Genomic DNA, 14,777 nt, shown 5'->3' with positions numbered 1-14,777 from the left:
ACCTCAGGGCGCGGAGACGCGGTCGATCAGCTCATCAATGATATGGTCGGCAGTTACACCTTTGGCTTCCGCCTCAAAGGTCAGGCCGATGCGGTGACGCAGGGTGTCATGGGCCACCGCCTGCACGTCTTCCGGGGTGACGAAATCCCGGTCGTTCAACCAGGCATGGGCCCGGGCGCAGGCGTCCAGGGCGATGGTGCCGCGGGGGCTGACGCCGTATTCAATCCAGCTGGAAAGGTCGTCCCCGTAGGCCAGCGGGTTGCGGGTCGCCATGGTGAATTGCACGATGTATTCCTCGATGTCGGGAATCATATGCAGTTCGATTATCTCGGAGCGGGCGGCGAATATCTGCTGCTGAGTCACGTGAATGGGGTCTGTCGGCTGCTCGTCCGGGTGCTGTTTATCCATGGCCTCCATGCGGGCCAGCTGCAGGATCTTTCTCTCAGAGGCGGCATCCGGGTAATCAATGGTGACGTGCATCAGGAATCGGTCCAGCTGAGCCTCTGGCAGAGGGTAAGTGCCTTCCTGCTCGATGGGGTTCTGGGTCGCCATCACCAGGAACAGGGGTGGTAACGGGTGGGTGTGCTTGCCCACGCTGATCTGGCGTTCCGCCATGGCTTCCAGCAGGGCCGATTGCACCTTGGCTGGCGCCCGGTTGATCTCATCCGCCAGCACCAGGTTGTGGAAGATGGGGCCGGGCTGAAAGGTGAAGCTGCCATCCTGGGGGCGGTAGATCTCGGTGCCGGTGACGTCCGCTGGCAACAGGTCGGGGGTGAACTGAATGCGGTGGAAATCCCCCTCCACCCCTTTCGCCAGGGCCTTGATGGCTTTGGTCTTGGCCAGGCCGGGGGCGCCTTCCACCAGCAGGTGGCCATCGGCAAGGATGGCAATCAGCAGCCGGTCCACCAAGTGGGCCTGACCGATGATTTGTTCGCACAAGGATTCTTTCAACGCAAGAATGGCGTCCCGATTCGACATGATTCCAAATACTCCAGGCGTATGAGCGTGGTACGGGGGAGAAACTGGGTGATTCTGTTGAGGTAAATCAGGTGGGCCCCACACCAACGTCCGCTAATATATTGTTTTTTCCAGACTTTATTTGTTCTTTTCACGGAATTATGCCTATTCCGCAGAACAATAGCTAGCCGTAGCCAGGCTGTGTATGTGATCTTTCCACTACGCAAAAGTTCCGGGTGGTCACCGACCGGTCGCGGCTTTCATCGGTTTGTTCATATTTGGTGGTAACTACTAGACTAATATTACTGATATTTAATGGAAAATGGCCAGGGGGCTATATGGTTAACCTATCGCTGGGCGAAGACTACCTTTCTTTGATTGAACGATTGTCCGACATGGTGCAGGAGCGCTTTGACCGCAGTCATTCGTCCCAGACCCATCAAGTGCTGGAGTTTGCCCGTCACTTTTATTCTGCCGCTCCGATTCAGGAGTTGCAGCGCAAACGCATCGACGATCTATACGGCATGACCGTCGGCCTGTGGAGTTTTCTGCGGGTGCTGCCGGACCGGCATCCGCGTATCCGCGTCTTCAACCCCCGCTACGAGGATCACGGTTGGCAGAGCACCCATACGGTGGTGGAAGTGCTGGCGCCGGATTGCGCCTTCCTGGTGGATACGGTGATGATGGATGTGGTGCGGCGCGGAATATCAATCCATTCCGTGATGAACAGTGTGTTCCGCACCCAACGCAATGCCGACGGCGACCTGGACGGTTTGAGTTTTGACATGAACTCCGAGGGTGCGAAAGAGGCGCTGATTCACCTGGAGATCGACCGCCAACCGGATGCGGCTCTGGTGGGGGACATTACCAACATCCTGCAGGAAACCCTGGAAGAACTGTACGGGGCGGTGGAAGATTTTGAAACCATGCAGGCCCGCACCTCGGTGATCCGTGACGAGATTCAGGAACTGCAGGACAACCGCGGCGAGGCATCGTTATTGGAAGTGAAAGCCTTCCTGGCCTGGCTGGTGCAAAACCATTTCACCTTCCTGGCGATGCAGGAATACAAGGTGGTGGAAAAGCAGGGCGAGAGTTATCTGCAGGCGGTGGAGGGATCCGCACACGGGGTGGCGAAAGTCTGCAACAGCCTGGATTTGCTGGAACAGGATGGCGGCCCGCTGATCCATCAGGACAAGCTCATTGTGTTTGGTAAATCCGGCACCCGCTCCCGCTGGCATCGCCCGGTATACATGGATTTCATCGGCATCCGTAAATGTGATGAACGGGGCAAGGTGGTGGGGGAGTATCGCTGGCTGGGTCTTTACACCTCACTGGTCTTCAATAATTCACCGCGGAATTTTCCGATCATCGGCCATAAGCTGCGTAAGGTCATCAGCGGTTCCGGGCTGGAGCCCCATGGCCATGATGGCAAGCGCCTGATGCAGATTCTGGAAACCTTTCCGCGGGAGGAATTGTTCCAAACCTCCACCGAAGCACTGCTGAAAACCGCGGTCGGCATCCTGCATATTCAGGAGCGGCGTCGTCTGCGTTTGTTTGTGCGCAAGGGCCAGTTCGGACGCTTCCTGTCCTGTCTGATCTACACACCGCGGGATGGTTATTCCACCGCGCTGCGCAAGTCTTTCCAGAGCGTATTGTACGAATACGTGGATGTGGAGGACATGGAGTTCAACACCTACTTTACTGAATCCACTCTGGCCCGTCTTTACATCGTGTTGAAGGTAAAAGCCGGCTCGAAAATGGATTTTGATGTGAAAGAGGTGGAGACCCGCCTGATTGAGTTGGCTCGCAGCTGGTCCGACCGGCTCTATGAAACCCTGATTGAAAGCGTGGGAGAGGATCGGGCCGGTATGCTGCAGGCGGCTTATGCGGATGCATTTTCGCTGAGTTATCGGGAGGAATTTTCCACCCGTACTGCGGTGTCCGATATTGAGCACATTGAACAACTGAATGCGGACAATCCGTTGGCGGTGTCGTTCTACCATTCCCTGGAGGACGATCCGCGGGCGCTGCGTTTCAAATTGTTCCGTCGGGAACGCAATATCCCGTTATCCGATGTGTTGCCCATGCTGGAGCATCTGGGTCTGCGGGTGCTGGGCGGGCGGCCTTACCGCATCAAGAAAAAAGATGAATCCACGATCTGGGTGTACGATTTCAATGTGCGTTATTTTGGTGACGCCGTCATTGAGATTGAGAAAGTGAAGCACAAATTCCAGGAGGCGTTTCTCAGCACCTGGCGTGGTTTTGCCGAGGATGACAGCTTCAACCGCCTGGTGTTGTCGGTGGGCCTCAGCTGGCGGCAGGTGGCGATGCTGCGGGCCTATGCCCGTTACTTCAAACAAACCGGCTTTGCCTTCAGCCAGACTTATATCAAGGATGCCCTGGTGAATCATCCCCAGGTGACCCGCTTGCTGGCAGAGTTTTTTGAGCTGCGTTTTGCGCTGGACCAACCCACCAGTGACGCGGCGGAAGCGGAATTGCGCGCCACCATTCTGGAGCAGCTGGATCAGGTGGCCAGCCTGGATGAGGACCGGATTCTGCGGCGTTATCTGGATATGATGACCGGAACCCTGCGCACCAATTTCTATCAGCAGGATCACAACGGTGAGTACAAGCCGTATATCTCGTTCAAGCTGGCGCCGAAAACCATTCCGGAATTACCACGGCCGTTACCCATGTTTGAAATCTTTGTCTATTCGCCGCGGGTGGAAGGGGTACATTTGCGCGGCGGCAAGGTGGCGCGGGGTGGTCTGCGCTGGTCCGATCGACGGGAGGATTTTCGCACCGAGGTGCTGGGTCTGGTGAAGGCGCAGCAGGTGAAGAATGCGGTGATCGTGCCGGTGGGTGCCAAAGGCGGTTTCTATCCGAAGCGACTGCCCAAATCCGGCAGCCGTGATGCGGTGATGAGCGAGGGTATCGAATGCTACAAGACGTTTATTCGCGGCCTGCTGGACATCACAGATAACCTGCAGAATGGCGAAGTGGTGCCACCGCAAAATGTGATCCGCAAAGATGAAGACGACCCCTATCTGGTGGTGGCGGCGGACAAGGGCACCGCAACCTTTTCGGATATTGCCAACAGTCTGTCGGAGGAATATGGCTTTTGGTTGGGTGATGCTTTCGCGTCCGGCGGTTCAGTGGGTTATGACCACAAAAAAATGGGCATCACGGCGCGGGGCGCCTGGGTCTCGGTGCAACGGCATTTCCGGGAGCTGGGTATTGACGTGCAGACCAACCCCGTCACCCTGATCGGCATCGGTGATATGTCCGGGGATGTGTTTGGCAATGGCTTGCTGCGTTCCCGCACACTGCAGATGGTGGCAGCCTTCAACCACCTGCACATTTTCATTGATCCCAATCCTGATCCGGAAGCCAGCTATCAGGAACGGGAGCGCTTGTTCAACTTGCCGCGTTCCAACTGGAGCGACTACAACTCAGAGCTGATTTCAGCCGGCGGAGGCGTGTTCTCGCGGGCGGCCAAGTCCATTCGTATCTCGGCGCAGATGAAAGAGCGCTTCGATATTCACGCGGATGCCCTGACGCCCACGGAACTGATCTCGGCACTGTTGAAGGCACCGGTGGACCTGATCTGGAATGGTGGCATTGGCACCTACATCAAATCCTCCCAGGAGATGAATTCCGAAGTGGGGGATAAAGCCAATGACGGACTGCGGGTCAATGGCCGGGATGTGCGGGCCAAGGTGATCGGCGAGGGCGGCAATCTGGGTATCACCCAGCTGGGGCGCATTGAATATAGCCTGAATGGTGGTCTTTCCAACACCGATTTCATTGATAACGCGGGCGGCGTGGATTGCTCTGACCACGAGGTCAACATCAAAATCCTGTTGAACGATATTGTTCACGACGGCGATATGACCGTGAAGCAACGCAACGAACTGTTGGCGCAGATGACCGAGGAAGTGGCGGAGCTGGTGTTGAAAAACAACTACCGCCAAACCCAGGCCCTGAGTGTGGCCCGCAGTGAGACCATCTACCGCATGGGTGAGTACAAGCGCTATATTCATGCCCTGGTGGCGGAGGGCAAACTGGACCGCGAGTTGGAATACATTCCCACCGAAGAAGAGATCCATGAGCGGGTCGTGAATGGAAAAGGTTTGACCCGTCCGGAGCTGTCCACTCTGTTGTCCTACACCAAAGCCATACTGAAAGACCAGCTGACCCATTCCACGCTGCCGGACGATGACTATATCTGCCATGAAATCGAAAGAGCGTTCCCCAAAGTGCTGGTGGAGCGCTATCGCGATCCGCTCTATGCCCACAAGCTGCGGCGCGAGATCGTGGCCACCCAGGTGGCCAGTGGTATGGTGGATTTCATGGGTATTACCTTTGTGCATCGCATGAAGGACGCCGCCGGTGCCAGCGTTCCGGACATTGCCCGGGCCTTCATTGCCTCCCGCGATGTGTTTGATCTGGAAAACTGGTGGCAGCAGATCGAAGCGTTGGACTACAAGATTGACGCTGCAGAGCAGATCGAGATGATGCGTATGCTGATTCGCCTGATGCGACGGGCCACCCGCTGGTTCCTGCGCAACAACCGTTGTGGTGTCAATGTGCAGGACGCCATCAATCGTTTCCGCCAGGGTGTGCAGGCAGTGGCGGATAGCCTGCCGGTGGTGCTCAGCGGGCCGCGACGTGAAGTGTGGGAAGAGCGGCATAACCGTTATGTGGAAAAAGGCGTGCCGTCCACCCTGGCCACCTTTATTGCCGGTGCAGACAGTATGCTGCCCGTACTGGGGATCATTCAGGCGGCGGAAGTCACCGGCAAACCGGTACCGGAAGTGGCAGAAGTCTACTTTGCCCTGGGTTCTCAACTGGATCTGTACTGGTTCAATGAGGAGATCAATGCCCTGAACATTGAGAACCACTGGCAGGCGCTGGCCCGGGAAGCCTACCGCGATGACCTGGACTGGCAGCAGCGTACGTTGACGGTGGGTGTCCTGCAGATGGGCGGCAAGGCCCACTCTGTGGAAGAGCGCGTCAATGCCTGGGCTCAGCATCACGAAACCATGATTGCCCGCTGGAAGGCGTTGATCGCCGAGTTCCATGGCATGGATGTGAAGGAGTTTTCCATGTACGGCGTAGCGCTGCGGGAGTTGATGGATCTGGCTCAGACCACGCTGCACAGTGAGACCAGCAGTGCACCTGATTGTTGACATAACCATTTCGCCGGAGGAATACCTGAAGTGGTACCAGGGGGCGGCACGTTCCGTTGTCGCCCGCAGCCGCGATGGGCGCAGGGTCAGCTTTCCTGCTGAGTGCCTGCGCCCCTATGTGTCCCACGGGGGCATCCAGGGTTCCTTTGCCATCTATTTTGACGACAACAACAAGTTACTGGGGGTGGAAAAGCTGCGCTAGCGCTGCAGTAACGGCCCGCATGCTGGTATAATCGCCCGGATTTTTTCGCGGTGTGAGCCATGTTCTATAAAGTAGCAAGACAAATCCTGTTTTCCCTGCCCACTGAAACCTCCCATCATCTGGCATTGCAGTCCATTGAGCTGGGTTATCGTCTGGGGTTGACCCGCTGTTTGCTGCCCAGGCTGGAGGCACCGGTGGAGCTGTTGGGTCTGCGCTTCAAAAATCCGGTGGGATTGGCGGCTGGCCTGGACAAGAACGGGGATCACATTGATGCACTGGGTTCCCTGGGATTCGGCTTCATTGAAATAGGCACGGTCACGCCTCGCCCGCAACCCGGTAACCCCAAGCCCCGCCTGTTTCGGCTGCCGCAGCAGCAGGCCATCATCAATCGCATGGGGTTCAACAATAAGGGGGTGGATCATCTGGTGGAACAGGTGAAGCGTGCGCGTTATGACGGCATCCTGGGGATCAATATCGGCAAGAACTTCGATACTCCGGTGGAGCAGGCACTGGACGATTATCTGATCTGCCTGAACAAGGTATACAAGCACGCGGACTATGTGGTGATCAACATTTCCTCCCCCAACACTCAGGGGCTGCGTTCCCTGCAGTACGGTGCAAGCCTGGACACTCTGTTGCAGGGCATGAAATCCGCACAACAGCGGTTGGCGGAGGAGCACGACAAGTATGTGCCCCTGCTGGTGAAGATTGCCCCCGACCTGGAACCGGATGAGGTGAAGCAGATCGCGGAACAATTCAAGAAACACCGTGTGGATGGCGTAATTGCCACCAATACGACGTTGTCCCGGGAAGGCGTCGCCCACTTGCCCCATGGTAATGAGCAGGGTGGTTTGAGCGGAGCACCGGTATTTGAAAAATCCACTCAGGTTTTACAGCAACTGTGTGCTGCCCTGGAGGGTGCCATGCCGGTTGTGGGTGTGGGCGGCATTGTCAGTGGCACCCAGGCGGCTGAGAAAAAACGGGTGGGAGCGAGTCTGGTTCAGGTATACAGTGGTTTTATCTACGCCGGCCCCAGGTTGATTGCGGATTGTGTGCGAGCCTGGCGCTGAGCCGGCGCCCACAATGAACGAGGCCCCGTAAAGGGGCCTCTGGGCGGCAGCCTTGGCTGCCAGAGTGCGGGAGACACTCTTTTAAGGAACTGGTGTTTCAGATCTGCGTTTAGCAATTCAGAATTGAGTTTGCTATACAAAACCCCGAAAAGGTGAGGTCAGAGATTCGCTATTTTATGAATGCCGGATACGCCTGTGTATCCTTCCCATTGGTCAGTGCGTCCTTCTCGCCAACCACTGAGCCAGGTTTGTCGTGATACAATTTCGGTGAAGGGGCATGAGTCTTTGGATCGTCCACTGACACCGGCGTTGTAACCCTTGATGTAGGCTCTGCTGGCTTTATCGCGTTTTTGTCTCTTCATAAATGATCGACCTCTTTTCCGTTTGCGATTCTGAGAGATGAAATGATGGCTAAAGCGTAGAGTTCTGCTCCTGTATTGATGATGCTGAATGCTGAGGATTCTTGTGGGCTTTTCCCAAGCCCGGACATACATTAGTACCGAACTTTATTAATGATGTCGACAAAAAAATTGTCATAAAAAAGACACGAACGATTGAATTGAGTAATTGATAAATTAGGCCTTAAGCATTTGTTGCAAACGAATTCATAGGCTTACACGTGGTGTTTAATCCAAATGAGTACATTCGACTGGAATTCGTCGCGCTTGGTAGTGAGTTGCGCCGGAGGATTGGAAACGTTTTTATTACAGGAAATTCAGGCAGTTGCCGGGCCGGAATACACATTGGTGAGGGGCGCCGTGGAAGGGCCGGCCAGCCTGAAAAATGTCTATGAAATCTGCCTGCGTTCCCGCATTGCGTCGCGGCTGCTGTTGCCCATTGCCGAGTTCCCGTACAAAAACGAGGACGATTTTTACCATCGTTTGCGGCAGGTTCATTGGCAGGCGCATTTTTCCCTGCAGAACAGTGTGGCGATTTCCACGTCGAAAGAAGCGTCCGTGAATGTCAACACGCAGTTTCTGACCTATCGCACCAAAGACGCCATCATGGATTATTTCCGTCACTTCCAGCGTGACCGGCCCAACGTGGATACCCGCAATCCGGATATGCGCATCCATGTGCACTTTGGTCGCGAGCTGGTACAGGTGGCACTGGATTTGTCCGGTGAGCCCTTGCACAAACGTGGCTATCGGGTGGCGCAGAACGAAGCGCCGCTGAAGGAAACCCTGGCTGCGGCGTTACTGATGAGTGCCGGTTGGCCGAATGCAGAGTATCCCCGTTTGGTGGACCCCATGTGTGGTTCGGGCACGTTGTTGATTGAAGCAGCGATGATGCAATCCGGTATGGTGCCGGGTTTGCTGCGCAAACGTTTCGGCTTTGAAAAGTGGGCCTATCACGATGAGGGTCAGTGGCAGCAAGCGGTGCATCAGGTGGCACAGGAGGATCGCTCCGAGGACTTTTCATTCCAGATCAAAGGCTACGATGCGGATAACGCTTCCATTCAGGCGGCCATGAAAAATATTGCAGCGGCCGGACTGGAGGGATGTATTCATGTGGAGCGCCGGGAGCTGGCACAGTTCGCGTTGCACCAGAATCCCGAAGAGCCGTTGGGGATGGTGGTGTGTAATCCACCTTATGGTGAGCGTCTGGACAAGGATGCGGACCTGATTTTTCTGTATCGGGCCATTGCCCGCCGCCTGCAGGAAAACTGTGAACACTGGCGCGCCGCACTGATCACCAACAACGTTGAGTTCGCCGATGCCCTGCAACTGGATCACCCGGAAACGCTACGGGTGTACAACGGGGCAATTCGTTGCGTGATTCGCAGCGGTGACGTGGTGAAACGTGCCAGTCATCAATGTGTGCCAGAGAAACCGGAACTGCAACACGATTATGTGGAGAGTGCGCCGGCGAAGGATCTGTTGAACCGCATCAAGAAAAATCTGAAAGGTCTGCAGAAATGGATCGAACGGGAGCAGGTGCTGGCCTATCGCCTGTATGATGCCGATATCCCCGAGTACAACATGGCCATCGATTGGTACAACGGCCATTTGCATGTGCAGGAATACGCGCCGCCTAAAAGTGTCAGCCCGGAAAAAGCAGAGCAGCGGCTGCAGGATGCCCTGGATAGCCTGAAAGCATTCTTTGCGCTGCCCCACAGTCGATTGCACGTAAAAAGCCGACAGCGGCAGAAAGGCAAACAGCAATACCAGAAACTGGGTGAAAGCAAACGCATGTTGCCGATGGATGAGGCGGGTGCCTTGATTCTGGTGAACCTGGATGACTACCTGGATACCGGGCTGTTCCTGGATCATCGGCCCACACGCATCCGGCTGCAGGAACTGGCCAAAAATACCCGCTTCCTCAATCTGTTTTGCTACACCGCAGCGGCCACGGTTCACGCGGCGATTGGGGGGGCGAAACGAACCACCTCGGTGGATATGTCTGCCACTTATCTGAACTGGGCCCGCAACAATCTGTATTTGAATGGTTGCAGTGAAAGTCATCATCAGCTGGTGCGCAGTGATTGCATGGCCTGGTTGAAACAGTGCCATGACCAGTTCGATCTGATCTTTGTGGACCCTCCGACTTTTTCCAACTCCAAGCGCATGCAGGGGTATTTTGATGTGCAGAAATCCCAGGTGGAGTTGCTGGATCTGGCCATGAAACGGCTGGAACCGGGTGGCCTGTTGATTTTTTCCAACAATTTCAATCGCTTTGAGCTGGAGCCTGAACTGATGGAGCGGTACGACGTCACCGATGTGACGCAGGCAAGTCTGCCGCCGGATTTTGCCCGCGGCAAGCCCATTCACCGCTGCTGGGAGTTTCGCCACAAGTAGCCTGGTAAAAACTAATCACCTGAATTCTTTGCTAATCTTTAATGATGGAAAGGCGTTCAGGTGGCCCAATGGCGAAAGATTCTGTCGATCAACAACCCTCCACGGATGTGAATAGCGTTGAGGCATTCATCGCCGATGCGTTACAGGATACGCGGCAGCGCCTGCAGGTATTGGGTGTCGCTGATCCGACCCTGCTGGACCCGGAAGGCAGCGTCGACCAGCAGGTTGCCATGTTGCGGCTGCTGTTCCTGGAAGCGGAGCGATCCTGCCTTCCGTTCAATGGCGCCGAACACAACTATTGGCGGGTGCTGAAGGCCCGCTTGCAACCGGTGGTGCTGGCGTATCTGACCCACGAAAAATTTGTGCAGACCCTGGATATCGCCGCGCGGGAAATGCGCCCGGATACCCTGCTGCAGGTTTACAAGGATCGCCTGAGCAATTCCGATCGTTTTCGCTCCTTTTTCTTTGATCTGGATAAGCGCCTCAAACAGGAAGCCGGGTTGCTGTTCGAGGCAGAGGATGCGCCACCCCCCACCAAGCCCAAAGCCGAGTTCAGCCAGGCCAATGCCGACATGCAAAAGAATGTCATGGCGGCACTGGAAAAGCAGCTGCAGGAGATGGAACGCAAAAACAGCCAACAGGATAAAGTACTCGCTGCGGCACACAAGAAAATGGCTGGGCTGAATTCAGCGCTGGAGGAAAGGGATACCCGCCTGGCTGCACTCGAGCAGGAAATCGCCCGTCTGGAAGAGCAGAACATGCAGTTGAAGCTGGCCAACGATGCCAATGGGCGAAGCGGACGTTATCAGGAAAACGACGAAGACGAAGTGGTGATCCTCACCGGTGAGGAAACCCTGACAGAGGCGATGCTGGATGCCGACCCGCAGCAGCTGCTGTTAAAGATCGAAGGCCTGGAACGGGAATTGGCCACCACCTCCGATGCGGCTTACAGTGCATTTATGTCCAATTCTGATCTGGGGATCATCATTCTTTTTATGCTCACCAGTTTCAAATGTCACACGCATCAGCAGTTGGCTGCCGAGCTGGTCAAATCCGTCAATGCGTTTGGATTGAAGTCGGTGGTGGGGGTGGCTGCTGCGGATGGCTACCGCTTTTATCCGCAAACGGAGGGCAATGAGGAACTGGTTTCCCAACTCAACAGCCGTATTCCCGCCGCCAAGAAAGTGGAGGACCCTCACCTCATGCTGTTCGAAGCGAACTGCTGCATCCTGATCCAGGACCCACCGCGCCAGGATGAGGAACGCTATGCCCGGCTGGTGGATAATCTGGGGTCACTGATGCGTGGAGTGCAGGCTCGCTATGAGGCGATCCTGGCGGAAAGTTCTGTGCAGAAACAGAAGGCCCAGGTGGACGCGCTGATTGTACGCAGCCATGATGTGTTCCAGACCTTTGAGCGCAACCTGGATAAGCAGAAGGATAAACTGAGCCGGGTAATCAATATGTTGGGTCAGGAAATGCGTAAAAGCCTGGGCATCGCGCCGGGTGACCAAAACAGCATACGCCTCAACATGGACCTGAAGAAACTGGAAGATGCCGTGAGTAAGCTGTTTGTGCAGAGCGAGCTGGTGGACCCGGCGTTCAAAAAGAACATCTCCAAGGTGGCAGAGAATCTGACTCGCAAAAGTCCTCCACCGTCATAGCATGGGTGGGGCGCGGTTGCCGTGCTTTTCTTCGTACAGTGTCAGGTAGCGTTCTTCCAGATCCTGGAACTGGGTCTGCAGTGTGATCAATTCCTGTTGCTGGTTTTCCAGCTTCAGAGTCAAGCCGGCCACCATGGGGTCTTCGTTTTCTGAAGTCGATTCCAGTGCTTTCCGCATCTCGTCGTTCTCCAGCATCAGTTGTTTGTTCTGGTTGGAGAGCATGTGAATCTTCTCCACCATGGCGGCGCTGTCCTCGATGAACTGGTCGATGACTTCACCGGCTTTGGGATTATCCAGGGTCGTGTCCGTTTCAAAGGGGATGTCCTGCTTGATGGAATCCAGACACTCACTGCCCTGGCGAATCACATCGTCCAGGCTGTCCACCGTTTGCTCCAGGGCATCTCGCTCCTGCTGATTTTCCAGCGTTTCGATCTGCTGTTTCAGGGTTTTGATGGTGGCACTTTGCTGGTCGATGATGTTGTTCAGAATGCCGATGTTCTGGGATTGGGCGAAATTGGTGGGGGGCTCGCTGCCGGCTGCGGCAGAAGGCGATTCAGTGGCGGATTCAGAAGCTGATCCAGGGGCTGATTCGGAGCCCGACTCGTAATAGGCTTCATGCAGCAGGTACACCAGTTCCCGTAGCTGCTCACTGTTGGGAAAGTTCTCACAGATGCCCAGCAGTGCTTTGTGCAGCTTCAGCTCAAGGTCGTTGCGCGGCTGCTCGGTTTCGGCTGCGCTTTGCAGGCAGGTGACCAGCGGTTTCAGGTTATCCAGCTGTTCCTGCAGAATACGTTTCTCGGTCTCCAGCGCGGTGATGGATTCGTCCTTGGCGGCCAGTTCCTCGTTGTGGGTGTCGTTCAGGGTTTTGGTGGCGTGATCCACCCGGGCCTTGCTCAGCTCCAGTACTTTTTCCGCCAGGCCGATGTAATTCCTGATTTTTTCACTCCACGGGGTGCGGGCCGAACCAACACGGTCCTGCACCAGGGCCAGCTCTGCCTGCAAAACCATAAAGCGCAGGGAAATGGCCATGTCCTCTGCCGACAGCTCCGGGCGCAGGGCTACGGTTTCCTGGGCGCAATGGGCAGTGGTGTCATCCAGTTCCATTTGCAGGTAACCGGTCAGGTTCTCGCCGCTGATCTCCTCTTTCACCGAGGTGAGGATGTCTTTCAGTTGGGTAATGGTCTGCTTCTGGCGCCGGGTGATCAACAGGAGGATCACGATCGCCACGATCAGGGCGAACACCACCTGGATTGTTATGATTAGCTCGGTCGACATTACCTAACCTATCTGGAATTCCTGCCATTCAGTATGGCCCATGATGCCGGGGCTTGCACAAAATCAGCAACTTAAGGTGTTGAAATGCTGGCGTAAATTTTAGTTAAAGTTTTTGCCCCTGCGGCCGATACCCGACTGAATGGGGCTGTTGTGGCTGTCGGCCCCCGCTTGACCCACTCATGCTGAGCCCCAGATGCTCGGGAGACCAAAGCCATGCATGCATGTAACCCCCTGTTAAAACACAATTTCTCTGGAGCCGACTATGGCATGCCAGGGCGACGTCACGGCTGGGGCCAGAAGCAGACGGTGCAGCAAGGCATGGCCGTCACCGGGTCTGTGCAGATTGAGCGCACGTTGGCGGTGGCGTACGAGCGACTGCAACTCAAGGCAACCGCTGGAGTTGCGTCGGCTCCCTCCTCGACAGTGCCTGCAACAACTCCACCCACAACCCCTGCAACAACGTCCGCAGCGTCCGCCGGCAGCGTTCCTGCCGCGACGGATTTTTCCCCCCAGGCGGTCACGGATCGGGTGTTGGGGTTTATCCGCGAGCGTCTGGAATCCGAGCGTGCCAATGGCGCATCGGAAGAAGAGATCCAGGCACTGTACCAGCAGGCCGTGAAGGGCGTTGAGCAGGGCCTGCGGGAAGCGAAAGGGATTATTCAGGAACAGGGTCTGTTCGCAGGCGCAGTGAAAGATAATTTTTATGCCACGGTGACCGGGCTGGCGGACGGACTGGAAGCCCTGGGTGAAGAACTGTTCGGCGTGGATCTGGAAACGGCTGCGGACACCGCTGGGCCTGCCCCGACCACCGCCGCGCCGGGGTTAGGTTACCGCAGCACTGAGGTGGCGTTCCAGCGTGATCGCAGCTTTGATCTGGAGGTGATCACCCAGGATGGGGACAAGGTAACCCTGCACGTCAGCTCCGGGCAAAGTGGTTATGCCAATCAGTACCGGCTGGCCGGAGATGGTGTTCTGGTGGAGGGCCTGGAGGCCGGTTATACCCAATACGATAACGTCGCCTTCAGTGTGGAAGGGGAGCTGGATGAAGGGGAGTTGAGCGCGCTGCGCGATCTGTTTGCGCAGGTGAACAGCGTGGCGGAAACCTTTTATGCCGGTGACGTGGAAATGGCGTTCGACCAGGCCATGAACGTGGGCATGGACAGTGAGGAGCTGGCGGCGTTTGCGGTGGATATCCAGCAGTCCAAGGCGGTGGCCGTGCGCGACACCTACGTGGCCATCGACAATATGATGGGGGCGCCGCGCCAGAACGGGTTTGCTGATGTGCTGCCCCGGTTGGGTGGATTTGCCAAACAGGTGGAGCAGGCGGGACAGCAGGTGCAAGGCCTGGACAGTGGCCGCCTGGAAGCCCCGCAACTGCTGCGGGAGCTGATTGCCCGTCTGCATTCTGATGCCGACACCGGACAGGGGTACGGTGAAGGATTCCGCCGGTTCATCGAGGCACTGGCTTGAGAACCGGTTCAAAAAAACCTTATGCGTGGCTGTCTGATCCCGTATAAGCTGTTTATCCTGAATAGATAAGGCCCGTTTTCGGGCCTTGTTGCTTTCTCATCATCTGATCCGTTGGGAGTTTCACCCATGAGCTGGTGCCGCCTGTTTTTGCT

Annotated in this window: 9 protein-coding genes; 6 read left to right on the top strand and 3 right to left on the bottom strand. The window is 56.1% G+C overall.

Features of this window, described 5'->3' with window-relative positions; translation table 11 throughout:
- Nucleotides 1-3: 3 nt before the first annotated feature.
- A complete protein-coding gene (locus D9N14_RS18685) occupies nt 4-978 on the bottom strand; it encodes an AAA family ATPase (RefSeq protein ID WP_290582578.1) in 975 nt (324 codons plus the stop codon).
- Nucleotides 979-1,295: 317 nt separating this feature from the next.
- On the opposite strand from D9N14_RS18685, the gene D9N14_RS18680 reads away from it, so the two are divergent.
- The 3 genes from D9N14_RS18680 to D9N14_RS18670 are packed head-to-tail and all read left to right on the top strand — an operon-like array spanning nt 1,296 to nt 7,421.
- Nucleotides 1,296-6,149 (top strand): NAD-glutamate dehydrogenase, encoded by a 4,854-nt coding sequence (locus tag D9N14_RS18680; protein WP_290582577.1) that lies wholly within the window; start codon nt 1,296-1,298, stop codon nt 6,147-6,149.
- On the top strand, nt 6,133-6,351 hold the full coding sequence (locus D9N14_RS18675) for a DUF2835 domain-containing protein (protein ID WP_290582575.1): 219 nt from the start codon (nt 6,133-6,135) through the stop codon (nt 6,349-6,351). Before D9N14_RS18680 ends, D9N14_RS18675 begins: the two co-directional genes overlap by 17 nt.
- Before the next feature lie 59 nt (nt 6,352-6,410).
- Nucleotides 6,411-7,421 (top strand): quinone-dependent dihydroorotate dehydrogenase, encoded by a 1,011-nt coding sequence (locus tag D9N14_RS18670; protein ID WP_290582573.1) that lies wholly within the window; start codon nt 6,411-6,413, stop codon nt 7,419-7,421.
- 158 nt (nt 7,422-7,579) lie between these two features.
- Here the strand turns inward: D9N14_RS18670 and rmf are convergent, their stop codons facing one another.
- Nucleotides 7,580-7,783 (bottom strand): ribosome modulation factor, encoded by a 204-nt coding sequence (rmf, locus tag D9N14_RS18665; protein ID WP_290582571.1) that lies wholly within the window; start codon nt 7,781-7,783, stop codon nt 7,580-7,582.
- Between the two features lie 273 nt (nt 7,784-8,056).
- Here rmf and rlmKL point away from each other — a divergent pair, with 273 nt between their 5' ends.
- Together rlmKL and D9N14_RS18655 are read left to right on the top strand one after the other, a co-directional pair.
- The gene (rlmKL, locus tag D9N14_RS18660) at nt 8,057-10,219 is read left to right on the top strand and encodes a bifunctional 23S rRNA (guanine(2069)-N(7))-methyltransferase RlmK/23S rRNA (guanine(2445)-N(2))-methyltransferase RlmL (RefSeq protein WP_290582568.1); all 2,163 of its coding nucleotides are present in this window, start codon (nt 8,057-8,059) and stop codon (nt 10,217-10,219) included.
- Nucleotides 10,220-10,287: 68 nt separating this feature from the next.
- Entirely contained in the window at nt 10,288-11,880 is a 1,593-nt protein-coding gene (locus D9N14_RS18655; protein ID WP_290582566.1) for a hypothetical protein, read from the top strand.
- On the opposite strand, the gene D9N14_RS18650 is transcribed toward D9N14_RS18655, so the two are convergent.
- Entirely contained in the window at nt 11,875-13,155 is a 1,281-nt protein-coding gene (locus D9N14_RS18650) for a hypothetical protein (RefSeq protein ID WP_290582564.1), read from the bottom strand. The genes D9N14_RS18655 and D9N14_RS18650 overlap by 6 nt on opposite strands.
- A 213-nt stretch (nt 13,156-13,368) precedes the next feature.
- Between D9N14_RS18650 and D9N14_RS18645 the strand changes: the two genes are divergently transcribed.
- The gene (locus D9N14_RS18645) at nt 13,369-14,625 is read left to right on the top strand and encodes a DUF5610 domain-containing protein (RefSeq protein ID WP_290582561.1); all 1,257 of its coding nucleotides are present in this window, start codon (nt 13,369-13,371) and stop codon (nt 14,623-14,625) included.
- Nucleotides 14,626-14,777: the final 152 nt, after the last annotated feature.

The sequence above is a fragment of the Ketobacter sp. genome (assembly GCF_003671495.1).
Lineage (GTDB): Bacteria > Pseudomonadota > Gammaproteobacteria > Pseudomonadales > Ketobacteraceae > Ketobacter.
The sequence above is the reverse complement of the archived record's forward strand: the minus strand, read 5'-3'. Positions and strand labels throughout refer to the sequence as shown.

What these genes read in the sequence shown, in the direction of transcription:
- D9N14_RS18685 (WP_290582578.1), bottom strand. Translation starts at nt 978, where the DNA reads ATGTCGAATCGGGACGCCATTCTTGCGTTGAAAGAATCCTTGTGCGAA.
- D9N14_RS18680 (WP_290582577.1), top strand. Translation starts at nt 1,296, where the DNA reads ATGGTTAACCTATCGCTGGGCGAAGACTACCTTTCTTTGATTGAACGA.
- D9N14_RS18670 (WP_290582573.1), top strand. Translation starts at nt 6,411, where the DNA reads ATGTTCTATAAAGTAGCAAGACAAATCCTGTTTTCCCTGCCCACTGAA.
- rmf (WP_290582571.1), bottom strand. Translation starts at nt 7,783, where the DNA reads ATGAAGAGACAAAAACGCGATAAAGCCAGCAGAGCCTACATCAAGGGT.
- rlmKL (WP_290582568.1), top strand. Translation starts at nt 8,057, where the DNA reads ATGAGTACATTCGACTGGAATTCGTCGCGCTTGGTAGTGAGTTGCGCC.
- D9N14_RS18655 (WP_290582566.1), top strand. Translation starts at nt 10,288, where the DNA reads ATGGCGAAAGATTCTGTCGATCAACAACCCTCCACGGATGTGAATAGC.
- D9N14_RS18650 (WP_290582564.1), bottom strand. Translation starts at nt 13,155, where the DNA reads ATGTCGACCGAGCTAATCATAACAATCCAGGTGGTGTTCGCCCTGATC.
- D9N14_RS18645 (WP_290582561.1), top strand. Translation starts at nt 13,369, where the DNA reads ATGCATGCATGTAACCCCCTGTTAAAACACAATTTCTCTGGAGCCGAC.